This window comes from Streptomyces sp. NPDC091377, from assembly GCF_044757045.1.
Classification (GTDB): domain Bacteria; phylum Actinomycetota; class Actinomycetes; order Streptomycetales; family Streptomycetaceae; genus Streptomyces.
Map to the genome: position 1 here is coordinate 1 of NZ_JBIVUE010000032.1, position 21,174 is coordinate 21,174.

Here is a 21,174-nt window from a genome sequence, read left to right on the forward strand (position 1 = left end):
TGGGGCAGCGGCACGTCCTTCGTCTGTCGGCAGTCGTCATGCAGGCGCTCGTACTCCGGCCGCGCGGCAGCCAGCGCGCACTCCGCCGACCGGTGTCCCTCTCCGGTGGGCCCGCTCATCGCACGGCCCCCCTCGCGCCGATGACGTGGAGGTCCAGGTCGATGCCGAAGTCAGTGGCGAGTACGAGGACAGTCCGCCGTCGTTGCCGCTGCTCGCGCTCTCGTTCGGCGGCGATCAGGTAGGGGCGGATGAGGGCCGTACCCGTGCCGTCGAGCGGCTCGTGCAGACCGTAGGGCGAACGGGGCACACGAACCCGTGCGGCATCCGGACGCGGCGCGTCCAGCCACCGCACGGGGGCGTCGAGGGCCGGACGAACGGACGCCCGCCGCTTGCCCGTACCGGGCGCTAAGAGGTCCAGCAGCAGCCGTACGAACGTGTGGATAAGCTTCACCATGTTGACCTGCTCTCTCAGGTTGGCCACGCCCCCGGACCGGTTGCACGGTCGCGGGGGTCCTTGGTCCTCACCTCAGAGTGCCGACAACGACAAACCGGAAGTACCCCATGCTGGGGTACCTCCGGTTGCAGATCTGCTTGACTCAGGTGCCGACGCCGAACCAGGAACTCATGGAACGCAATTCCTCTGTGGTTCGCCTGTACTTCGTTGTGAGCAGTCTCGCGGTCTCGCGCGCAGTTGGGTGAAATTTTGTTTGCTCGGGAGCGATTTTTCGCGCTTTCTTCAAGTGCCGTAGAGATTCGTCCTTGCGGTCTAGGTCCAGATATGCGCGAGCCACCGCCACATAGTGATGCCCTTGCCTGGTCCGCGCCATACCTTTGGGGAATTGCAGCCCCTCAGCCTTCTTGACTGCTTCAGCAGGTCTCTTGAGTTCCACCAATGCGGCCACATCATGTACCACGACATTCACCGACCCAAATGTCATGTGATAGTGCAGGTGATCTTCCCTCCCTGGGAGTTCTTCGGCGATTCCTGAAGCCTTGATGATGTGATACTTCATTGCGTCTTTGTTTCTCGCCAGAGATGCAATGGTTGACTCTCGGAGGTGAAGACTCCCTATGAGTGTGAGGCGTTCTGGTGTGGGTGCCGGTTGCGCCTCCATTAGTTCCTGTCGTGCGGCAGCAAGAACGCGCAACCCTCCGTTGTAATCACCGAACGCGTCGAAGGAGTATGAACGGGTCCACTCTGCAAGGGCGCGCATGAGTGGGTCATGCGAAAGGTCAGCGGCCCAACGCATTCGGTCTTCCAGTTGGCCAATGAGATCTCGATAACCCAGCCGCAAGGCGAGACCGTGTGCCATATAATACGAAGAGGCCAGGAGTCGGGCGGCGCACTTCTTTTCACTTCCTGTGGTCAAATGCACGGCTGACGCAAGCTCTTCAAGAAGCCCCGGCAGCATTGCACCTAGCCGCGCGTATCGAGCTGCGGCGCGATGTTCTGAAGCGGTACGGACATCTGATGTCAATTCACGCAACGACCTTGACCGTGAATACCAGTCGGCGGGCAAATCGTAATGCCGCACCGCCGCGCGGATTCCTTGAATTGGGGCATGTACGCGCTCGTTTGGTTGACTCTCGCCGCGAAAGGGTTGACCGCTGAGTTCTTCTACCGAAACGCCGAGAGTTCGAGCTGACGCGATCAGATATCCGTGAGTGGGTAGCCGTTCGCCGCGCTCGACCTTCCGGACCGAACCGAGAGACAGATACGCTATTTCGGCGAACTCTCGCTGGGTGTATCCAGCCAATTTCCGATATGACGCGATGCGTGCGCCGATCCGATCATCGGTACCGTGAACCATTCGAGCCCTCCGTTCTTCCCGCCCAATAGAACGGTACCCCCAACGAAGGTGGCAGGAACGGCACTTGTCCTCGGTCCGGCTGGGCCGTCGCGCTCGCACATCCCGGTAGCCGCCGCCCGCACGGTGCCGCCGGCTCGTGCGGCCACAACGCGCCGGTCGGGCCCTGCTGTGCGAATACAACCACCCCTTGAGTGCATGGCAGGTGCCTGACCTGCGTAAACGCCCTACCGCACTAAGGGGTGTCTAGTGCAACTTGACACATGGAAGGGAGTGCACTCGCACCAACGGTCGTTGCCCGTGAGGACAACCGAAGGTGATACACCCCAAATACCCGTCAGGTCGGAGTTTGGTAAAGCAGGTAAAATCGACCCTTCCCACGGGCAAACCCCCAGGTCAACTCCTGTGGTCCCCGCGCACGCGGGGGTGGTCCCCAGTCGCGCGAGATCTTCCCCAGGTCCGTCACGTGGTCCCCGCGCACGCGGGGGTGGTCCCCGGGGTCGCGATCGCCCGCGCCCGCCGGGGTACCCCCTCAGCCCTCGTCGGCCCCACTGATCGGGGCATAGTCCCCGCGCACCCGTCACCCGCCCCGACAACCTCACCCCCAGCCTCCCCCCCACCTCGCCCCCACGCCAAGGACCCCCCGACCGTAGTCAGGGGGTCCTTGGCGGTGCTCGGCTGAGCCGGGTGACAGGCGGGTTGCCGGTGTCGTCCGGTTCGTCAGGCCGGAAGTCGGTGTCAGACGTTGACGCCGAAGTCCTGGGCGATGCCCGCGAGGCCCGAGGCGTAGCCCTGGCCCACGGCGCGGAACTTCCACTCGGCGCCGTTGCGGTACAGCTCGCCGAAGACCATGGCGGTCTCGGTGGCCGCGTCCTCCGAGAGGTCGTAGCGGGCGATCTCCGTGCCGCCGGCCTGGTTCAGGATGCGGATGTACGCGTTCCGGACCTGGCCGAAGTTCTGCGAGCGGTTCTCCGCGTCGTAGATCGAGACCGGGAAGACGATCTTGTCGACGTCGGCCGGGAGCGCGGCCAGGTTGACGTTGATCTGCTCGTCGTCGCCCTCGCCCTCACCCGTCAGGTTGTCGCCCGTGTGGACGATCGTGTTGTCCGGGGTCTGCTTGTTGTTGAAGAAGACGAAGTGGGCGTCCGAGTAGACCTTGCTCTGCGGGTTGACCGCGATCGCGGACGCGTCGAGGTCGAAGTCGGTACCGGTGGTGGTACGGACGTCCCAGCCGAGGCCCACGGTGACGGCCGTCAGGCCCGGTGCCTCCTTGGTGAGCGAGACGTTGCCACCCTTGGACAGGCTTACAGCCATGGTCGGGAGTTCCTTCCCTCGATACGTGCGCTATGCCTCTGCGGCTTCGTAAGCACGAAGCTACATGTACCCCTATGAACGCGGAGAGGGGTGCCACAGGTTCCCCACCGCTTTACTTTCTTTACCCTCCGCCTGGCCGTACCGCGCCCGACCCATCCGTCCGCCTCCCCCGGAACCGCCGAAATTCGCATGACGTGAACCCCTCATCACCGGGAACATAGGAGTCATGTCCGGTCCCTACGTCATCCGTGGCTCCGTCTCGCTGCCCGAGGCCGAGCTGGTCTGGCGATTCTCCAGGTCCTCCGGGCCCGGCGGGCAGCACGTCAACACCACCGACACCCAGGTCGAACTCCGCTTCGACCTCGCCGCCACCGACGCCCTCCCCGACGTCTGGAAGCGACGCGCCCTGGAACGGCTCGCCGACACCGGGCGGCTCATCGACGGTGTCGTCTCCGTACGCGCCTCCGAGCACCGCTCCCAGTGGCGCAACCGCGAGACCGCCGCCGTACGGCTCGCCGCACTCCTCGCCGAGGCCACCGCGCCCCCGCCCAAGCCCCGCCGCCCCACCCGCGTCCCCCGCAGGATCAACGAACGCCGGCTCCGGGAGAAGAAGCAGCGCTCCGACACCAAGCGCGGACGCTCCGGCCAGGGCTGGGGCTGAGCCCCCCTCCCCCCGCCGCACCGCCACCCGCCTGTCACATCCCGCGCCGCCCGTACGTCACCCAGGTGAGACCTGGCAACGCACAAGGACGGTGGCACCGCGCATGGCCGACCACGCCCACCCCGCCGACCACACCCACCCCGCCGACCACACCCACCTCGCCGAACGGGCCCAGCGCTTCGAAGCGCACCGCGGACGCCTGCGCTCCGTCGCCCACCGCATCCTCGGCTCGCTCGCCGAAGCCGACGACGCGGTCCAGGAGACCTGGCTGCGCTACAGCCGTAGCGACACCGCCCGCATCGACAACCTCGGCGGCTGGCTGACCACCGTCACCGGACGGCTCTGCCTGGACATGCTGCGCTCCCGCAACTCCCGCGCCGAGGACTCCCTCGACGCCTCCCTCGACGCCGGGATGCCCGCACCCGCCGCGCCCACCGACCCGGAGCAGGACGCCCTGCTCGCCGACTCGGTGGGCGCCGCGCTGCTCGTCGTCCTGGAGACCCTCACCCCGGCCGAGCGGCTGGCGTTCGTGCTGCACGACATGTTCGCCGTGCCGTACGACGACGTCGCCGTCATCGTGGACCGTACGCCGACGGCCGTACGGCAACTCGCCAGCCGCGCCCGGCGCCGGGTACGGGGCGCGCCGGAGCCGGACGGCGACCTCGTACGGCAGCGGGCGGTCGTCCAGGCGTTCCTGACCGCCGCGCGGGAGGGCGACTTCGACGGGCTGCTCGCCGTACTCGACCCGGACGTGGTGGCCCGCACCGGGACCGGCGTCAACGCCGGTGCCGTGGCGGTCGCCCGCGGCGCCTCCAGCGCGGGCCCCGCCGCGGGGATCATCCGGCACGCCTACGTCGACGGAGCCACCGGCATCGCCGTCCTCTCCGACTCCGGACAGCCGCTGCGGACCCTCTCCTTCACCTTCGTCGGCGACCGCATCGCCGTCATCGAGATCGTCAGCGAGCCCGAACGGCTGGCGGCCCTTGCCGTGGAACTGGTCTGAGACGTCGGACGTCCGACGTGAGGCGTGAGGCGTGAGGCGTCAGGCAACGGGTGCCTCAGGTTCAGCACCCCCACCGTCTCGCCGCCGCTCGTCTCGTCGGTCGCCTCGAAGCCGAGCCGGGTGCAGAAGGCGCCGGGGCCGGTCGGACCGGGGTGCCAGGTGACGTACAGCCGGTCGGTGCCGCGGCGGCGCAGTTCGGCGGCGACGGACTCCACCGCGAACCTCCCGTAGCCCCGGCCCTGCTCCCCGGCCGCGATGTTCAGCCGCCACAGGCCGGAGCGGTACAGGGTGCCGTCGCCGTGCCAGTCGATGTCCGGGAAGGCCATGAGGAAGCCCACGGGCCGGCCGCCGTCCACGATCAGCCGGGGCCGGGCGACCTCGGGACGGACGTACGCCTGCGCGAGGGACTCCGCGACCGGCGAGACCGCGTGTTCCTGGTCCGGGCGGACCTTGAGGGCCGTCGCGGCCTCGATGTTCGCGGGTGTTATCACTTCGAGGGCCGGTTCGGGGACGAGGGCGGGTACCCGATCGGAGGTCGGGTCAGGGGCGTTCGCCGTCGGGGCGTCGTCGCCGGAGGTGCTCACCCGCGCACGCCAGGCGGCCCCAGCCCATCGGTGAAACGATTCTCCGCGCCCTCCCCGCCCACCGCGCCCGCCCCCCTCAAGCACCGCCCCCACACCCCTGCACCCCCCACCTCACCCCAGATTCCGGTACCGCCCCCGGAAGTACGCCAACGGCCTGCCCTCCGCGCTCGGCAGATCCGCGGTCAGGACCCGGCCGATGACCAGGGTGTGATCGCCCGCCGTCACCCGCTCCTCCGTCCGGCACTCCAGCGTGGCGAGCGCGCCGCCGACCAGCGGGGCGCCGGACGCCCCGCCGCGGACGTAGGGGATGTCCTCGAAGAGCAGGCGGTCGCTGATGCGGCCCTTCATCGCGAAGCGGCCGGCGATGTGCCGCTGGCTCTCGGCGAGGACGGAGACCGCCCACAGGGGCTGTTCGGCGAGCAGGTCGTCCATGCGGGAGCCCTCGCGCAGGCTCACCAGCACCAGCGGCGGATCCAGCGAGACGGACATGAAGGCGGTGGCCGTCATGCCGACGTCCTCGCCGATCGGGGCCTGCGGATCGTCCGGGTCCAGCGGCGGCTCCTGGGCGGTCACCAGGACCACCCCGGCCGCGAACCGGGCCATGGCGGCGCGGAACTCGTCGTTGCTCACCCCCTCAGCATGCCCGCCGTCACCCGTCGTAACGGGGCCGCGGGAGGGCGCCGCCGGGGCCGCGGGCGCTGCCGCGCGAGCGGTCGTGGACGGGGGCGGGGACACGGCCGGGGAGGCGGAGGGAGCGGAGTTCTGCACGACGAGCACGCTAGCCTCCGGCGGACGGCCCCCGCATCGGACCTCGGCCCGAGAGGGGACCGAGGTCAGGTCCTAGGACCTGCGCATATGCCCACACGGTCACAAAGTTTGCGTTCGGTAAAACCACAGGTAAACGCGGGAAACCTCACGCAATTGTTCAGGTTTCGCTGTGACTTGAGTCACAAGGCCGACTAATTGTTGACCCTGTGTACCGGGTGGGCAGCGCGCTGTGATTCAGTGGCGGAAGCTGAAGGAGTAGCCGAAGACAGCCCTTGAATCGCTTCGAGGTCTCGGGGGGAGGGCGAGCATGGAGACCGAGTCGGAGCCCTACGTCCGTCTCGCGTCCCTGCGACAACTGCACCAGGTCATGGCCGACATGAACACGGCCCGCAGCCTGGCGGACACCCTGCAGACGGTCGCGGACGGAGTCGTCAGCGCTCTGGGGTACGAACTGGCGTGTGTGAACCTGGTCCGCCCCGACGGCGACCTCGTCGTCGCCGCCTTCTCCGGCAATCCCGCCGCCGAGGCCCTGATCACCGGCCGGGTCGGCTCCCGCGTCTCCTGGGAGCGCCGGCTGAACATGGGCGAGACCTGGGGCAACCTGGTGTTCATACCGCACACCGAGGGCTGGGTGCTGGACGACGACGACGTCCCCCAGTGGTACACCGAGGGCCCGGAGCCCCGCTTCGAGGACGAGTGGCACCCGGCCGACCGCCTCTTCGCCCCGATGTACGCGCCGGGCGCCCAGGGCGGCCGTTCCTCCGGCGAGCTGATCGGCGTCCTGTCCGTGGACCGCCCGCGCAACGGCCGCCGGCCCGGCGCCTGGGGCCGCGAGGCGCTCCAGATGTACGCGTTCCAGGCGGCCATCGCCATCAGCAACGCACGTCTACGCGCGAATATGCAGCGGGCACTGGTCCGGCTGGAGCGCGAGCAGCAGGCGCTGCGGGCCAGCGAGGAGAGTTTCCGGCAGGCGTTCGAGTACGCCCCGTCCGGGATGGCCATCGCCGAGATGGGCGGTGACCAGCACGGACGCATCCTGCGCAGCAATGACGCCCTGTGTCGGCTGCTCAGCCGCCAGGCGTCCGCGATGCGCCGCTACTCCTTCTCCGACCTGGTCCACCCCGAGGACATCGGCACCCTGCTGCGGACCTCCGCCGAGGGCGGGCGCGCGGAACTGCGGCTGGGCCGCCGCGACGGCTCGTTCGTCTGGGTCTCGCTGCGCAACAGCGTGGTCGCGGACGCCGCCGACGGGCCGCGCTTCCTGCTGACCCATGTCGAGGACATAGAGGAGCGCAAGCGCCGCGAGCTGCAGCTCGCCCACCGCGCCTCCCACGACGCGCTGACCGGGCTGCCGAACTCCGCCGAGCTGCGCTCCCGGCTCTCCGCCCGGCTGTGCAGCCGCCCGCAGTCCACCCACCCGGGCGCGGTCGACGCGATGGACGCCGCCTACGGCCAGGCCGCCCACGACGCCAACGGCCATGGATTCGACTACCGGCCGGACGCGGCCGAGACCTACGACGCCTACGACCACCATGTGCACACGTCCGCCCCGGAGAGCGAGCAGGACGACGGCACCAAGGGCCTCGCGGTGCTCTTCTGCGACCTCGACGGCTTCAAGTCGATCAACGACAGGTTCGGGCACAACGCGGGCGACGCCGTTCTCATCGAGGTCGCGCGCCGGCTCAGCCGGGGGGTGCGGGACGGGGACACGGTGGCCCGGCTCGGCGGGGACGAGTTCGTGATCCTCGCCGACGGGCTCGGCCGCGCCGACGCCCAGGATCTCGCCGTACGGCTGCGCAACGAGATCATCCAGCCGATCCGGGCCGAGGGCCGGGCCGTCCGGGTGGGGGCCAGTTTCGGCATCGGCTGGGCCCACTGCGGGATGACGGCGGACGAAGTCCTGAAGTCGGCTGACGAACGGATGTACGTCGAGAAACGATCTCGTCCCAAACAACATCGACGGGCGGGCTGATCCGCAGGTCAGCGAGCAGATGCGGTGGGAGTCACCTGTTTGGGCCAGGTGATGGGGGTAGGCTCGCCCTTCTGACCCCGTACACCGCTTTCCTTTCGCACCTGTTGAGGAGTACCAAGGGATGACGCCCGGCAACAACGGCGCGAGCACGCCCGAGGACGACGACCCGTTCGGCTACCTCTACGCCGACGGGCAGGCGAACGGCGCCCAGCCGCCGTCCGGTGGCTATGGCTATCCGAACTCGGTCAACAGAATGCGTGCGGTCGGCGAGCGCCAGTACGGTCAGCAGGCGCCGCCCGCCGCCCCGGCCTACGGTCAGGTCCCCCAGCAGCAGGGCGCCTACGGGCAGCCCAGCGCCCACTACGCGGCCCCCGAGACCTTTCCGGGCAGCGGAGGCGCCCCGACGGCCCCGCAGCAGTCGGCGCGCGGCGCGGACGGTGGCGGCCGGGGGCGCGGCCCCAACACCAAGGGCCTGCTGATCGGCGCCGTCGCGGTCGTCGCGGCCGTGGTGATCGGTATCGGCGTGGCCATGCTGGGCGGGGGCGACGACCAGTCGGGCGACGAGAACCAGGCCGACTCCGCGCCGACGCAGGAGCAGGAGCCCGGCGAGCCCAGTCCGTCGGCGGAGAAGAGCGAGGACGCGGAGGCGGACCTTCCGACCATCGACGCCAAGGCCCTCCAGCTCGGCGGCTCGGCCGCGCTCGCCTCGGACGTCGAGGGCGCCCAGGCGGACGGCGGCGTCTATGTGACCGGCTTCAACCAGGTGGGCTCCTCGGTCACCTGGGCGGTCAACGGCATCCCGAAGAAGGGCAAGTACACCCTCTACGTCGGCTACAGCGTCCCCGGCAAGGACGGCAGCGCCACTCTCGCCGTGAACGGCACGGCGTCCTCGGCGCCCGTCAAGCTGAAGAACTGGACGGGTGCCGACGAGGGTGACTACACCAAGGGCTGGACGAAGACGTACAACTACATCGAGCTGAACAAGGGCACGAACAACATCCGCCTCTCCTGTGAGCAGGGCGACCAGTGCGACGCCTTGATCGACCAGGTGTGGCTGGTCGAGGGGTGGAAGGGATAGCCCGCCCGGCAGGGGGGCGTCGGCAGCCCGCACGAGGCAGTAACGGCGGCATGGGTGCCGGGGGTGCCGGGGGTGCCGGGGGTGCCAGGGGTGGCCTGAGTGCCCTGAGTGCCCTGAGTGCCCTGGTCAGGCCGCGCTGACGTCCGTCGTCACCGTCACCCGGCCGCGCAGCTCCTCGTAGGCCGTGTGATCGAACTCGCCCGCGGCCGGGGACAGGACCGTCGCCGCCGCCAGGGCGGTCGCGCGGGTCAGCCGCTCGGGCCAGGGGAGCCGGTCCACCAGGCCGGACAGGAGTCCCGCGACCACCGAGTCACCGGCGCCGGTGGGGTTGCCCCGGACCCGGGCCGGCGGGACGGACCGCCAGCGGCCCTCCGGGGTGACGGCGAGCAGCCCCTCCGCGCCGAGCGAGGCGACCACCGCGTGGGCGCCGCGTCTGCGGGCGTCCTGCGTGGCGCGCAGCGGTTCGTGGGAGCCGGTCAGCTCCGCCAGTTCCTCCGCGTTGGGCTTGACGAGGTCCGGACGGGCCGCGACCCCGCGCCGCAACGGTTCGCCGCCGGTGTCCAGGAGCACGGGCACCCCGGCGGCGTGCGCCGTGCGCACCAGGCCCGCGTACGCGCCGACGGGGACGCCGGGCGGCAGGCTGCCGCACAGGGCGACCGCCGAGGCCGACGCGAGGAGATCCCCGTAGGTCTGCTGGAAGGCGGACCACTCCGGGGGTGTGATGGGCGGGCCGGGTTCGTCGAGCCGGGTGGTGTCGCCGGTGCTCTCGTCCACGACGGCGACGGTGCGCCGGGTGGCGGCGGCGACCGGGACCAGCGCGTCGCTCACCCCGGGTGTCGCGGCGAGCCGTTCGCGCACCTCGCGTCCGGTCGGGCCGCCCACGAACCCGGTGACCGTCACCGGGTGGCCGAGGGCGGCGAGGACCCGGGCGACGTTGACGCCCTTGCCGCCCGGCCGCTCGGTCACCCGCGAGACCCGGTGCGAGCCGCGGGCCCGCAGGGACCGGACGTGGTAGGTGATGTCGAGAGCGGTGTTCAGGGTGACCGTCACCATCACCTGGCCCGACCTCCCCCGCCGTCGACACGCTTCGCCCTGTCCTACTGGACACGATCATGCCAAAGAGCGAGGGCGTGGCCTAGGGTCTGTCGCTCGGTTCAGGGGAGTTCGGGGGCGGTCACCCAGGTGCCCCGGCGCATGACCCCGCGGACGTCGAAGTGGTCGTCCAGGAGGACCAGGTCGGCGTACTTGCCCGGTTCCAGGGAGCCGATGGTGTCGGACAGGCCGAGGAGGCGGGCCGGGTTGGCGGACAGGGCCTGGACGGTGTCCTCGACGGAGAGACGGTCGACCGTCACCGAGCGTTTGAAGGCGCGGTCCAGGGTGAGGGTGGAGCCGGCGATGGAGCCGCCCTCGACCAGCCGGGCCACGCCCTCGCTGACCTCGACCTCCAGCGGGCCGAGCATGTAGCGGCCGTCGCCGAAGCCGGCCGCGTCCATCGCGTCGGTGATGAACGCGACCCGGTCCGCGCCCGCGTGACGGAATGCCAGTTCCAGGGCGGCCGGGTGCAGATGGGTGCCGTCGTTGATCAGCTCGACGGTGACCCGGTCGTCCTCCAGGAGCGCCGCGATCGGGCCGGGGGAGCGGTGGCCGAGCACGGGCATGGCGTTGAAGAGGTGGGTGGCGACGGTGGCGCCCGCGTCGATGGCCTCGACGGTCTGCTCGTACGTCGCGTCGGTGTGCCCGATCGCCGCGATCACCCCGTGCTCGGCGAGCAGTCGTACGGAGTCCAGACCGCCCGGCAGTTCGGTGGCGAGGGTGACCATCCTGGCCCGGCCGCGCGCGGCGTCGATCAGCTTGCGCACGTCCGCCGGGTCGGGGTCGCGCAGCAGTTCCTCGGAGTGCGCGCCCTTGCGGCACGGCGAGATGAAGGGGCCCTCGAAGTGGATGCCGGCGATATCGCCCTGCTCGGCCAGTTCGGACAGCAGGCCCGCGCGGTGGGCGAGGAAGTCCATCTCGCCGGTGACGGTGGAGGCGACCAGGGTGGTGGTGCCGTGCAGCCGGTGGGTGTGGATGCCCCGGAGGACGTCCTCGACCGTGCCGGAGGTGAAGGAGGCGCCGCCGCCACCGTGGTTGTGAAGGTCCACGAAGCCGGGGACCAGCCAGTGGCCGCTCACGTCGACGACGTGCGCGCCCTCCGGGTGCACCCGGCCCTCCGGACCGCCCGGGGTCCGCGGTCCGCTCGCGGCGATGCGCTCACCCCGGACGGTCACCTCGCCGGCGTCGACCACCCCGGTCGGCAGCACGACACGGGCACCGGTGAGGACCGAGTCGCCGTGCGGCGGCTGCGGGTGGGTGGGGGCGGGTCGCGCAGTGTCCCGCGCCCCTGCGGGAGATGCCGTCACGTCGGTTCCTCCGTACGGTCCGTGTGGTTGAGGAGATCCCAGGCCAGCAGACCGGCGCCCAGGCACCCGGCCGTGTCGCCCAGCGCCGCCGGGACGATCGACGGCAGTCTCTGGAAAGTGACCCGCTGCGCGACGGCGTCCCGCAGCGGTGAGAACAACGTTTCCCCGGCCTCGGCGAGCCCGCCACCGATGATCAGGGTGCGCGGATCCAGCAGGGTCAGCGCGGTGACCAGGCCGTCGGCGAGCGCGTCGACCGCCTCCTGCCAGACGGCGGTGGCCCGTGGGTCGCCGGACTCGACGGCCTTGGCGCAGTCGGCGGCGTCCGCCTCCGGGTCGCCGCCGGTCGTCGCCCATGCCTCGCTGACCGCCGACGCGGACGCGTACCGCTCCAGACAGCCGCGCTGCCCGCACGGGCAGGGGGTGCCGCCGGGGCGTACGACGACATGGCCGATCTCGCCCGCGAAGCCGTGGGCGCCGGCCTCCACCCGGCCGTCGATGCCGATGGCGCCCGCTATCCCGGTGCCGAGCGGTACGAAGAGGAAACGGTCCGCACCGCGCCCCGCGCCGATCCGGCCCTCGGCGAGTCCGCCGGTGCGCACGTCGTGGCCGAGGGCGACGGGGACCCCGAGCCGGTCATGGAGCAGGGCCCGCAGGGGGACGTCACGCCAGCCGAGGTTGGCCGCGTAGGCGGCGATGCCCTCCGCCTCGTCGACGATGCCGGGCACTACGACCCCGGCGGCGCGGGCGGGTTCGCCGTACCGCTCCTCGCCGTGCGCGCGCAGTTCGGCGGCGAAGTCGAGGATGTCCTCGACGACCGCGTCCGGTCCCCGCTCGCGCCCTGTCGCCCGGCGGGCCCGGTGCAGAAGCGTGCCGTCCGCGCCGACCAGGGCGGCTTTCATCCCGGTGCCGCCCACATCGAGGGCGATGACGTGTCTCACGTGGGACAGTGTGACCCGTTGACCCAAGAGAGGTCTAGTCCATTCACGTGGTGTAGACCATAATTCGTTAACCTAACGAGCAAACGAGAGGGCGGGGCCGGAGCGGTGCGACGACGCAGAACGGCAATGATCGCGGTGATGTCAGCCCTCGGCCTGACAGCGGCCCTCAGCGGCTGCGGGGCCGGCGACTCCGGGGACGTCACCCTGAGACTCGTCGCCGCCGACTACGGCGACAGCGAGGCCAACAGCTCCAAGAAGTACTGGACGGATCTGGTCGAACGCTACGAGGCCGACCACCCCGACGTCCAGGTCGAGGTCACCGTCCTGCCCTGGACCGACGTCGACCGCGAGGTCAAGGAGATGGTCGACGCCGGGAACGCCCCGGACCTCGCGCAGATCGGCGCGTACGCCGACTACGCCGACAAGGAACTGCTCTACGAGGCCGGCGACCTCATCTCCATATCCGCCCAGGCCGACTTCGCCGACCAGCTCGCCTCCGCCGGACAGGTCAACGGCGTCCAGTACGGGATGCCCTTCGCCGCCTCCACCCGGCTGCTCTTCTACAACAAGACCCTCTTCGAGGAGGCCGGCGTCACCCCGCCCACCACCTGGGCGGAGCTGGCCGAGGCCGCGAAGGCGCTGAAGACCGCGGGGGTGAAGTACCCGTACGCGCTGCCCCTGGGCGCCGAGGAGGCCCAGGCCGAGACCATGCAGTGGCTGCTCAGCGGGGGCGGCGGCTATCTCGACAACGTCGGCACCTACGGCATCGACGCCCCGCAGAACGTCGAGACCTTCACCTGGCTGCGCGACGAACTCGTCGGCGAGGGCCTCACCGGACCGGTCGCGCCGGGCGACCTCGACCGCGCGGACGCGTTCGAGGCGTTCGCGGCGGGCGAGGTCGGGATGCTCAACGGCCATCCCTCGCTGATGACCATGGCGTCCGAGAAGGACGTCGACTTCGGGATGGTCCCGGTGCCCGGAGTCAACGGGAAGGCCAAGGCCACCATGGGCGTCGCCGACTGGATGATGGCCTTCAAGGAGAACGGCAACCGCGACGAGTCCGGGGAGTTCCTCGACTTCGTCTACAGCGAGCAGAACGTGCTCGGTTTCTCCCGCCAGTACAACCTGCTGCCGGTGACCAACTCCGCCTCCGAGACGATGAGCGGCGCCGAGGAGGACGCCGACCTCAAGCCGTTCCTCGACGAACTGGTCCTGTCCGAGCTGTACCCGGTGGACAAGACCTCCTGGGCGACGGTCAGCGCCGGGGTCAAGGAGAAGATCGGCGCGGCGGTGGCGTCGGGCGGCAGCCCGTCGACGGTGCTGGGCGATCTCCAGGCGACGGCGACGAACGCCGAGAGCGGGACGACGCGGTAGCGGAGAGCGGCTTCGGCGGGGCGGGTCCGGGCGGTGTGCCCGGACCCGTTGTCAGTGGTGGCGGCTACGGTTTTTCCATGGAAGGGAAACAGGAACAGGGACGGGAAGAGGAACAGGGACGGGAACGGGGGCAGGAACAGGGACGGGGGCAGGAACGGGGACGGGAGCCGCTGGGGAGCCGGGAGCGCGGGATCCTGGCCCTGGAGCGCCGGGGTTTTCCCGGACCGGGCGCGAAGGAGCGGGCGATACGGGAGGAGCTGGGCATGTCCCCGGTCCGCTACTACCAAGTGCTGAACGCGCTGCTGGACGACGAGCGGGCACTGGAGCACGACCCGGTAACGGTGAACCGGCTCAGACGGGTCCGGCAGTCCCGGCGCGCGGAGCGCTGACGGCACGGCGGTTGTGGCGGGGGTGCGGTGCCGTGGATGTGGATAGGGTCCTGGCATGGGCAGCCACGGGAGTGACGCGTACGCGAACCACGTGCCGACACCGGTGACACAGGCCGGTCGCGACGGACTTGAGGCTCTGCTCGCCGGGCCCGGGAAGGCGGTGATCGCGCTCGACTTCGACGGCACGCTCGCGCCGATCGTGCCGGACCCCGAGCAGGCGCGGGCGCATCCGGACGCGGTGCCGGCGCTGGCCGCGCTGGCCCCGAAGGTGGCGTCCGTGGTGGTGATCACCGGACGTCCGGCCGAGGTCGCGGTGCGGTACGGAGGCTTCGCGGGAGTGGCCGGTCTTGGTCATCTGGTGGTTCTCGGCCACTACGGCGCCGAACGCTGGGACGCGGCCAGCGGAGAGGTCACGGCACCGCCCCCGCCCCCCGGAGTGGCGGCGGCCCGGGCCGAACTGCCCGTACTGGTGCGGGACGTGGACGGCGCGTGGGTCGAGGACAAGGGGCGCGCGGTGGCCGTCCACACCCGGCGGGCGGCCGATCCGCAGGGGGCGTTCGAGGCGCTGCGGGAACCGCTGGGCGACCTCGCCACACGGCACGGGCTGATCGTGGAGCCGGGGCGCTACGTCCTTGAGCTGCGCCCTCCCGGGATGGACAAGGGAGTGGCCCTGCGCGAGTACGTCCGCGGGGTGGGCGCCGGGTCCGTGCTGTACGCCGGGGACGACCTCGGAGACCTTCCCGCCTACGCGGCGGTGGAGACACTGCGCGGCGAAGGGGTGCCGGGGGTGCTGGTGTGCAGCGGGAGCGACGAGGTCACGCGGCTGCGGGAACAGGCGGATGTGGTGGTGGAAGGACCGGAGGGAGTGGTCCGACTGCTCACGGGACTGGCGGAGAGCGTCGGCGGCGGCTGAGGGGGCGCGGCGGGTCTGGGCGGTCGCGCCGCGGGGCGGCACGGGTGGGCGCATGGGCGGGCCACGGCGGCACCCTGCCGCGCCGGGCGGCCTCGCGCCGCGCCGGGCGGCATCCCCGCCGCGCCGGGCGGCGCCCTCGCCGTATCGGGCGGCACCCCGCCGCACCGGGCGGCATCCCGCCCTGCTGGGCGGCACCCCCGCCGCGCCGGTCCGCATCTCGCCGTACTGGGCGGGTGGCACCCCCGCCGTGCCGGGCGGCACCCCCGCCGCACCGGCCCGCATCCCGCCGTGCCGGTCCGCATCTCGCCGTGCCGGGCGGCATCCCGCCCTGCTGGGCGGCATCCTGCCGTGCCGGTTCGCATCCCGCCGTACTGGGCGGGTGGCACCCCCTGCCCTGCCGAGAGGCACCCCGCCGCGCCGGGTGGCATCCTGCCGCGCTGGGCGGCACCCCCGCCGTATCGGGCGGCGCCCTGCCGGGCAGGGCGGCACCCCGCCGCACCCCGCCCTGCCGGGCGGCACCTGAGCCCGGGCCGGGCCGCATCCCGCCCCGCCGGGCGGCACCCCGCCCCGCCGGGCCGCATCCCGCCCCGCCGGGTCGTGTCACCCCCGGCCCGGGCTCAGGTGCTGGGTGGTGTGAGGGCTTCCAGTTGGTCCAGGAACCAGCGTTCCGGGGGGAGGGCCGTGGCCGCTGCCGCGAGGCGTTTGGTCCGTTCCGCCCGCTCATCCCGGCCCATGGTCAGGGCCTCGTGCAGGGCTTCCGCCGTCTCGACGACGTCGTACGGGTTGACGCCCAGCGCGTCCTCGGAGAGTTCCTCCCAGGCGCCGGCCTCCTGGGAGAGGACGAGGACGCAGCCCTCGTCGGAGACGACGGGGACCTCCTTGGCGACCAGGTTCATCCCGTCGCGGATGGGGTTGACCAGGGCGACATCGGCCAGCCGGTACGCGGCGAGGGAGCGGGCGAAGTCGTCCTCGACATGCAGGAGCACCGGCGTCCAGCCCGGGGTGCCGAAGCGGGCGTTGATCGCCTCCGCCCGGCGCCGCACCTGTGCCGTGTAGTCCCGGTACACCGCGAGATCGTGGCGGGACGGGTAGGCGAACGCCATATGGACGACCCGCTCGCGCCACTCGGGACGGGACTCCAGCAGCGCCTCGTAGGCGAGCAGCCCGCGCACGATGTTCTTCGACAGTTCGGTGCGGTCCACCCGGACGATCGTGCGGCGGCCCGCCCCGATGTCCTCGCGCAGGGTCGTGATGCGCTCGGCCACGTCCGGCTCGTGGGCGCGACGGCGCAGGAAGTCGGCGTCCGCGCCGAGCCCGTGCACCGCGATCACGGTCTCCCCGGCACCGCCCGCGAACTCCTCGCAGCACGCCCGGAACGCGTCCGCCCAGCGCCGGGTCAGAAAGCCCAGCCGGTCCGCGCCCAGCATGCCGCGCAGCAGTTGCCCGGCGATGTCCCGCGGCAGCATCCGGAAGTACTCCGGCGGCGCCCACGGGGTGTGGGAGAAGTGAGAAATGCGCAGGTCGGGGCGGAGCGCGCGCAGCAGGCCCGGCACCAGCGCCAGGTGGTAGTCCTGGACCAGGACCGCCGCGCCCTCGGCCGCCTCCGCCGCGAGCGCCTCGGCGAAGGCCCGGTTGTAGGTCTCGTACGCCGCCCACTGCCGCCGGAACTCCGCGTCGAAGACGGGCTCCAGCGGGGTCTGGTACAGCATGTGGTGGACGAACCAGAGGACCGAGTTGGCGATGCCGTTGTAGGCGTCGGCGTGCACCTCGGCCGGGATGTCCAGCATCCGGACACCCGGTTCGCCGACGCCCTGCCGTACGGCCTGCCGGTCGCCCTCGCCGAGGGCCGAGCACACCCACAGGGCTTCCGTGTCCGGCCCGATCGCGGACAGCCCGGACACCAGTCCGCCGCCGCCGCGTCTGGCGTGCAGCGTCCCGTCGTCGCGGACGTCGTAGGAGACGGGGCCGCGGTTGGAGGCGACCAGGACCCGAGCAGCACCGAGGGTTGCAGCCATACGCCTGAACCTAGCCCACCCCGGAAACGCTCAAACGTACGGTTCCGGCACATGCGCCGTGGCATCCGGCCGCAAACGGAACCGGAACCGGAACCCGCAGCGCCGCATCCCGCACGGGGCGCCCCGCCTCACGCCACCTTCCGCGCCGCGTACTCCGCGATCTCGGCCATCGGTGGCCGCTCCTCGGTGTCCACGGAGTACGTCCGCGGCTCGAAGCCCTCCTCGCCCCGCTCGAACTGGGTGATCGCCGGGCGCACCAGATGGCCGCGGGCCAGCCTGAGCTGGGCGGTGCGGTAGATCGCGGCGGCCATCCGGCCCAGGGCCTGCCCGTCCTGGTGCCGGTGCTTGCGCACCCCCACGTCCACCTGGGCGAGCGCGTCCAGACCGACCAGGTGCAGCGCGTCCACCAGCATGCCCAGCTCCACCCCGTACCCCACCGGGAACGGCAGCCGCTCCAGCAGCGCGCGCCGGGCCGCGTACTCGCCGCCGAGCGGCTGGACGAAGCCGGCCAGCTGGGGCCAGTGCAGATTCAGCAGCGGGCGGGCCATCAGCTCGGTGACCCGGCCGCCCTGCCCGGCCGCGCCGGCGAGCGGACGGTCGTACATCCCCTTGACCAGCTGGACCCCGGGCTCGGTGAGCAGCGGGCCGACGATCCCGGAGACGAATCCGGAGGTGAAGTCCCTGAGGTCGGCGTCGATGAAACAGACGATGTCGCCGGAGGTGACCAGCAGCGAGCGCCACAGCACCTCGCCCTTGCCGGGCACGGCCGGGATCCTCGGCAGGATCGCGTCCCGGTGCACCACCCGGGCCCCCGCGGCGGCGGCCACCTCGGCGGTGCGGTCGGTGGAGCCCGAGTCCACGACCACGATCTCGTCCACGAGCGGCACCTGGACCATCAGGTCCCGGCGGATCACGGCGACGATGTCACCGACGGTCGCCGCCTCGTTCAGCGCGGGCAGCACCACACTGACCGTCTGGCCCGTCGCGCGCTTGGCGGCCAGAACACGGTGGAGCGGGCGGTCGGACGACGACCAGGTGCGGGTCCTCAGCCAGCGCTCGACTTCTTCCAGCACGGTCCGTGGCTCCTCACTGTTTCGGATCACTGCTCGGACGCATGACAGGGATCTCACCGCGGGATGTGATCCATCTCGCGGTTCGGACGGCTATCTCAACTGTCCTGGCCTTCGGTTACAGTCTTGAACAACGCTGATGACCATCGCATGTCGGAGGTCCGCAGCATCCACAACCGCTCATATAACCGCATACAGCTCATCCAGAGGGGCAGAGGGAAACGGCCCGATGAAGCCCCGGCAACCCTCCAGCCGGTCTCGTACCGATCACTGACGATCGTCGTCGCGAGGCTCCCGGCTCGGGAAGGTGCCAAATCCGTCTCACGACGAGATGCGTCGTGAGGAAGATGAGGAGAAAGGGCCTCGCCTCACATGGCTGTGCAGACTGTCGCGAACCACGGCACTTCCGCCCCCACCGTCGATCTCGGACCCGCCTCCGGCCTGTCCTGCCGGGAATGCGGCCACCGCGTCCCGCTCGGCCCGGTCTTCGCCTGCGAGGAGTGTTTCGGCCCGCTGGAGACCGCATACGATTTCTCGGGCTACGACACCGAGGCACTGCGCCGGCGGATCGAGGCCGGCCCCGCGAACATCTGGCGGTACGCCCCGCTGCTCCCGGTCCCGGCGGACGTCGCCGACAAGCCGAACCTCAACCCCGGCTGGACCAAGCTGGTCAAGGCCGACAACCTCGCCCGTGAGCTGGGTGTCACCGGCGGCCTCTTCGTCAAGGACGACTCCGGCAACCCGACCCACTCCTTCAAGGACCGGGTCGTCGCGCAGGCCCTGGAAGCGGCCCGCGCCTTCGGCTTCACCACCCTGTCCTGCTCCTCCACCGGCAACCTCGCCGGCGCCGTCGGCGCCGCCGCCGCGCGCGCCGGGCTGCGCTCCTGTGTGTTCATCCCGCACGACCTGGAGCAGGGCAAGGTCGTCATGGCCGCGGTCTACGGCGGCGAGCTGGTCGGCATCGAGGGCAACTACGACGACGTCAACCGCTTCTGCTCCGAGCTGATCGGCGACCCGGCCGGCGAGGGCTGGGGCTTCGTCAACGTCAATCTGCGGCCCTACTACGCCGAGGGTTCCAAGACCCTGGCGTACGAGATCTGCGAGCAGCTCGGCTGGCGGCTGCCCGACCAGCTCGTGGTGCCGATCGCCTCCGGCTCCCAGCTCACGAAGATCGACAAGGGGCTCAAGGAGCTGATCGCCCTGGGTCTGGTCGAGGACCGGCCCTACAAGATCTTCGGCGCGCAGGCCGAGGGCTGCTCACCGGTGTCGGCCGCGTTCAAGGCCGGGCACGACGTGGTGCGCCCGCAGAAGCCGAACACCATCGCCAAGTCGCTGGCCATCGGCAACCCGGCGGACGGCCCCTACGTCCTGGACATCGCCCGCCGTACCGGTGGCGCGGTGGAGGACGTGACGGACGAGCAGGTCGTGGACGCGATCCGGCTGCTCGCCCGGACCGAGGGGATCTTCGCCGAGACGGCGGGCGGGGTGACGGTCGGTGTGACGAGGAAGCTGATCGAGAACGGTCTGCTCGACCCCTCGCTGACCACGGTCGTGCTGAACACCGGGGACGGACTCAAGACGCTGGACGCCGTCGCCGACACCGGGCTGACCGCGACCATCCGGCCCAGCCTGGACTCGTTCCGCGAGGCCGGACTGGGCTAGGGCCGACGGGCCCTCGGGCCCTGCCTTCATCCGTCCCGCGCCCCTGCCGGGGGCGAGCACCCTGACCGGAGGTCACATCGTGAGCGTCACCGTTCGTATCCCTACCATCCTGCGGACCTACACCGACGGGAAGGCCGAGGTCTCCGCCGCCGGGGCCAACCTCGGTGAGGTCATCGCGGACCTGGAGAAGAACCACACCGGGATCGCCGCCCGGGTCCTGGACGACCAGGGCAAGCTCCGGCGCTTCGTGAACGTCTACGTCAACGACGACGACGTCCGCTTCGAGCAGGGCCTGGAGACCGCCACCCCGGACGGCGCCGGCGTCTCGATCATTCCCGCCGTCGCCGGTGGCTGAGTCACCGAGCGTGCTGTGAATTGCCCCCTCCGTAAGAGAAACGGAGGGGGCAATTCTGCATGGTTGAGCACGGTAGAGTTGGGGAAGCGCGGAGCGTCTTCGCATCTGCATGCGGTCGGGAAGCAACGAGAAGTAGCCAAAGTCGGCGGCCCTTTTATGCCTTATGCGCCCTTTGCCCGGCCCGACTTGCCCCGAAGTCCTCTGAATTCTCCGTATATTCCCGACCGGTGCTGCCTGGATTTCTCGTCCGATTGACCTGTTGCAGACGGCAGTTGGACAGATACATTCAGCCGCGGTCGACGCGTTCCGGCGCACGCCCCCACCGATCGGGGGGTGAGGTCTGACCCGGGTCCGCGAAGTGTGGATCTGTGCAAGGGCCAGTAATAGGGGAGTTAGGCATGGCTCAGGGCACCGTCAAGTGGTTCAACGCGGAGAAGGGGTACGGCTTCATCGCGGTCGACGGTGGTGCGGACGTCTTCGTCCACTACAGCGCGATTCAGATGGACGGCTACCGCACCCTGGAAGAGGGCCAGCGGGTCGAGTTCGAGATCTCGCAGGGCCAGAAAGGCCCGCAGGCCGACATGGTTCGCGTCACCGCCTGAACATTTCTACAGGAAGGGCCCGCACCCTCTCGGGGGTGCGGGCCCTTCCATCTGTCCCGGGCCGTCTCCACCGGGCTCCGGGCTCCGGGCTTCGCGCTTCGGGCTGCGGGCTGCGGGCTCCGTCCGGATCGGGTCGCCTCCTTCGGCTCCGGCTGCCCCGGGCCGGCCCCACCGGCCTCGGTCCGGCTCCGTCCGGCTCCGTCCGGCTCGGTCCGTGCAGGTCCGCACCGGTGGGGGCCGGGCGGACCCGGGCGGGTCCGGTCGTTCGC

19 protein-coding genes, 1 pseudogene and 1 riboswitch are annotated in these 21,174 nt (G+C 70.9%); of the genes and pseudogenes, 10 read left to right on the forward strand and 10 right to left on the reverse strand.

Features of this window, described 5'->3' with window-relative positions:
- Positions 1-115: 115 nt before the first annotated feature.
- From ACIQNG_RS37530 to ACIQNG_RS37540, 3 genes are all read right to left on the reverse strand, one after another.
- Entirely contained in the window at positions 116-454 is a 339-nt protein-coding gene (locus ACIQNG_RS37530) for a hypothetical protein (protein WP_401491515.1), read from the reverse strand.
- A 142-nt stretch (positions 455-596) separates the two neighbouring features.
- A complete protein-coding gene (locus ACIQNG_RS37535) occupies positions 597-1,811 on the reverse strand; it encodes a helix-turn-helix domain-containing protein (protein WP_401428131.1) in 1,215 nt (404 codons plus the stop codon).
- Between the two features lie 735 nt (positions 1,812-2,546).
- Positions 2,547-3,122: a TerD family protein gene (locus tag ACIQNG_RS37540; RefSeq protein WP_401428133.1), complete on the reverse strand. Its 576-nt coding sequence runs from the start codon at positions 3,120-3,122 to the stop codon at positions 2,547-2,549.
- Positions 3,123-3,348: 226 nt separating this feature from the next.
- On the opposite strand from ACIQNG_RS37540, the gene arfB reads away from it, so the two are divergent.
- Positions 3,349-3,783 carry an alternative ribosome rescue aminoacyl-tRNA hydrolase ArfB gene (gene arfB, locus ACIQNG_RS37545; RefSeq protein ID WP_401491518.1) on the forward strand — a complete coding sequence of 145 codons (435 nt, stop codon included), beginning with the start codon at positions 3,349-3,351 and terminating at the stop codon, positions 3,781-3,783.
- Between the two features lie 103 nt (positions 3,784-3,886).
- Positions 3,887-4,786, forward strand: coding sequence for a sigma-70 family RNA polymerase sigma factor (locus tag ACIQNG_RS37550; RefSeq protein ID WP_401491520.1), 900 nt, complete (start codon positions 3,887-3,889; stop codon positions 4,784-4,786).
- 56 nt (positions 4,787-4,842) lie between these two features.
- On the opposite strand, the pseudogene ACIQNG_RS37555 reads toward ACIQNG_RS37550, so the two are convergent.
- Both ACIQNG_RS37555 and ACIQNG_RS37560 read right to left on the reverse strand, forming a co-directional pair.
- Positions 4,843-5,277 (reverse strand): annotated as a pseudogene (locus ACIQNG_RS37555) (GNAT family N-acetyltransferase); the annotation flags it as partial.
- Positions 5,278-5,481: 204 nt separating this feature from the next.
- Entirely contained in the window at positions 5,482-6,000 is a 519-nt protein-coding gene (locus tag ACIQNG_RS37560; RefSeq protein WP_401428141.1) for a flavin reductase family protein, read from the reverse strand.
- Between the two features lie 445 nt (positions 6,001-6,445).
- On the opposite strand from ACIQNG_RS37560, the gene cdgB reads away from it, so the two are divergent.
- Both cdgB and ACIQNG_RS37570 read left to right on the forward strand, forming a co-directional pair.
- The gene (gene cdgB / locus ACIQNG_RS37565) at positions 6,446-8,110 is read left to right on the forward strand and encodes a diguanylate cyclase CdgB (RefSeq protein WP_401491522.1); all 1,665 of its coding nucleotides are present in this window, start codon (positions 6,446-6,448) and stop codon (positions 8,108-8,110) included.
- 121 nt (positions 8,111-8,231) lie between these two features.
- Positions 8,232-9,188, forward strand: a complete 957-nt coding sequence (locus tag ACIQNG_RS37570) for a CBM35 domain-containing protein (protein ID WP_401491524.1) — start codon at positions 8,232-8,234, stop codon at positions 9,186-9,188.
- Between the two features lie 126 nt (positions 9,189-9,314).
- Here the strand turns inward: ACIQNG_RS37570 and ACIQNG_RS37575 are convergent, their stop codons facing one another.
- From ACIQNG_RS37575 to ACIQNG_RS37585, 3 genes are all read right to left on the reverse strand, one after another.
- Complete coding sequence (locus tag ACIQNG_RS37575; RefSeq protein ID WP_401491526.1) at positions 9,315-10,244, reverse strand: 1-phosphofructokinase family hexose kinase; 930 nt, start codon at positions 10,242-10,244, stop codon at positions 9,315-9,317.
- Positions 10,245-10,342: 98 nt separating this feature from the next.
- Positions 10,343-11,587 carry an N-acetylglucosamine-6-phosphate deacetylase gene (gene nagA / locus ACIQNG_RS37580; protein WP_401428149.1) on the reverse strand — a complete coding sequence of 415 codons (1,245 nt, stop codon included), beginning with the start codon at positions 11,585-11,587 and terminating at the stop codon, positions 10,343-10,345.
- On the reverse strand, positions 11,584-12,525 hold the full coding sequence (locus ACIQNG_RS37585; RefSeq protein ID WP_401428151.1) for an ROK family protein: 942 nt from the start codon (positions 12,523-12,525) through the stop codon (positions 11,584-11,586). Before ACIQNG_RS37585 ends, nagA begins: the two co-directional genes overlap by 4 nt.
- Before the next feature lie 138 nt (positions 12,526-12,663).
- Here ACIQNG_RS37585 and ACIQNG_RS37590 point away from each other — a divergent pair, with 138 nt between their 5' ends.
- From ACIQNG_RS37590 to otsB, 3 genes are all read left to right on the forward strand, one after another.
- Entirely contained in the window at positions 12,664-13,899 is a 1,236-nt protein-coding gene (locus ACIQNG_RS37590; protein ID WP_401491529.1) for an extracellular solute-binding protein, read from the forward strand.
- Between the two features lie 77 nt (positions 13,900-13,976).
- Positions 13,977-14,288: a DUF3263 domain-containing protein gene (locus ACIQNG_RS37595; RefSeq protein WP_401491531.1), complete on the forward strand. Its 312-nt coding sequence runs from the start codon at positions 13,977-13,979 to the stop codon at positions 14,286-14,288.
- 55 nt (positions 14,289-14,343) lie between these two features.
- Positions 14,344-15,201: a trehalose-phosphatase gene (otsB, locus tag ACIQNG_RS37600; RefSeq protein ID WP_401491533.1), complete on the forward strand. Its 858-nt coding sequence runs from the start codon at positions 14,344-14,346 to the stop codon at positions 15,199-15,201.
- 617 nt (positions 15,202-15,818) lie between these two features.
- Here the strand turns inward: otsB and ACIQNG_RS37605 are convergent.
- Positions 15,819-17,216: a trehalose-6-phosphate synthase gene (locus tag ACIQNG_RS37605; RefSeq protein WP_401491535.1), complete on the reverse strand. Its 1,398-nt coding sequence runs from the start codon at positions 17,214-17,216 to the stop codon at positions 15,819-15,821.
- Positions 17,217-17,344: 128 nt separating this feature from the next.
- Entirely contained in the window at positions 17,345-18,289 is a 945-nt protein-coding gene (locus ACIQNG_RS37610; RefSeq protein WP_401428161.1) for a glucosyl-3-phosphoglycerate synthase, read from the reverse strand.
- 193 nt (positions 18,290-18,482) lie between these two features.
- A riboswitch (SAM riboswitch) is annotated at positions 18,483-18,640 on the forward strand.
- An 18-nt stretch (positions 18,641-18,658) separates the two neighbouring features.
- On the opposite strand from ACIQNG_RS37610, the gene thrC reads away from it, so the two are divergent.
- The 3 genes from thrC (at position 18,659) to ACIQNG_RS37625 (ending at position 20,905) form a co-directional block, all read left to right on the forward strand.
- Entirely contained in the window at positions 18,659-19,948 is a 1,290-nt protein-coding gene (thrC, locus tag ACIQNG_RS37615) for a threonine synthase (RefSeq protein WP_401491537.1), read from the forward strand.
- A 79-nt stretch (positions 19,949-20,027) separates the two neighbouring features.
- Complete coding sequence (locus tag ACIQNG_RS37620; protein WP_401491539.1) at positions 20,028-20,303, forward strand: MoaD/ThiS family protein; 276 nt, start codon at positions 20,028-20,030, stop codon at positions 20,301-20,303.
- A 398-nt stretch (positions 20,304-20,701) separates the two neighbouring features.
- Positions 20,702-20,905, forward strand: coding sequence for a cold-shock protein (locus tag ACIQNG_RS37625; RefSeq protein ID WP_004986573.1), 204 nt, complete (start codon positions 20,702-20,704; stop codon positions 20,903-20,905).
- Positions 20,906-21,174 lie beyond the last annotated feature (269 nt).

Excerpts from the sequence above, each read along its gene's own strand:
- ACIQNG_RS37530 (WP_401491515.1), bottom strand. The coding sequence starts at position 454 with ATGGTGAAGCTTATCCACACGTTCGTACGGCTGCTGCTGGACCTCTTA.
- ACIQNG_RS37535 (WP_401428131.1), bottom strand. The coding sequence starts at position 1,811 with ATGGTTCACGGTACCGATGATCGGATCGGCGCACGCATCGCGTCATAT.
- ACIQNG_RS37540 (WP_401428133.1), bottom strand. The coding sequence starts at position 3,122 with ATGGCTGTAAGCCTGTCCAAGGGTGGCAACGTCTCGCTCACCAAGGAG.
- arfB (WP_401491518.1), top strand. The coding sequence starts at position 3,349 with ATGTCCGGTCCCTACGTCATCCGTGGCTCCGTCTCGCTGCCCGAGGCC.
- ACIQNG_RS37550 (WP_401491520.1), top strand. The coding sequence starts at position 3,887 with ATGGCCGACCACGCCCACCCCGCCGACCACACCCACCCCGCCGACCAC.
- cdgB (WP_401491522.1), top strand. The coding sequence starts at position 6,446 with ATGGAGACCGAGTCGGAGCCCTACGTCCGTCTCGCGTCCCTGCGACAA.
- ACIQNG_RS37570 (WP_401491524.1), top strand. The coding sequence starts at position 8,232 with ATGACGCCCGGCAACAACGGCGCGAGCACGCCCGAGGACGACGACCCG.
- ACIQNG_RS37590 (WP_401491529.1), top strand. The coding sequence starts at position 12,664 with ATGTCAGCCCTCGGCCTGACAGCGGCCCTCAGCGGCTGCGGGGCCGGC.
- ACIQNG_RS37595 (WP_401491531.1), top strand. The coding sequence starts at position 13,977 with ATGGAAGGGAAACAGGAACAGGGACGGGAAGAGGAACAGGGACGGGAA.
- otsB (WP_401491533.1), top strand. The coding sequence starts at position 14,344 with ATGGGCAGCCACGGGAGTGACGCGTACGCGAACCACGTGCCGACACCG.
- ACIQNG_RS37605 (WP_401491535.1), bottom strand. The coding sequence starts at position 17,216 with ATGGCTGCAACCCTCGGTGCTGCTCGGGTCCTGGTCGCCTCCAACCGC.
- thrC (WP_401491537.1), top strand. The coding sequence starts at position 18,659 with ATGGCTGTGCAGACTGTCGCGAACCACGGCACTTCCGCCCCCACCGTC.
- ACIQNG_RS37625 (WP_004986573.1), top strand. The coding sequence starts at position 20,702 with ATGGCTCAGGGCACCGTCAAGTGGTTCAACGCGGAGAAGGGGTACGGC.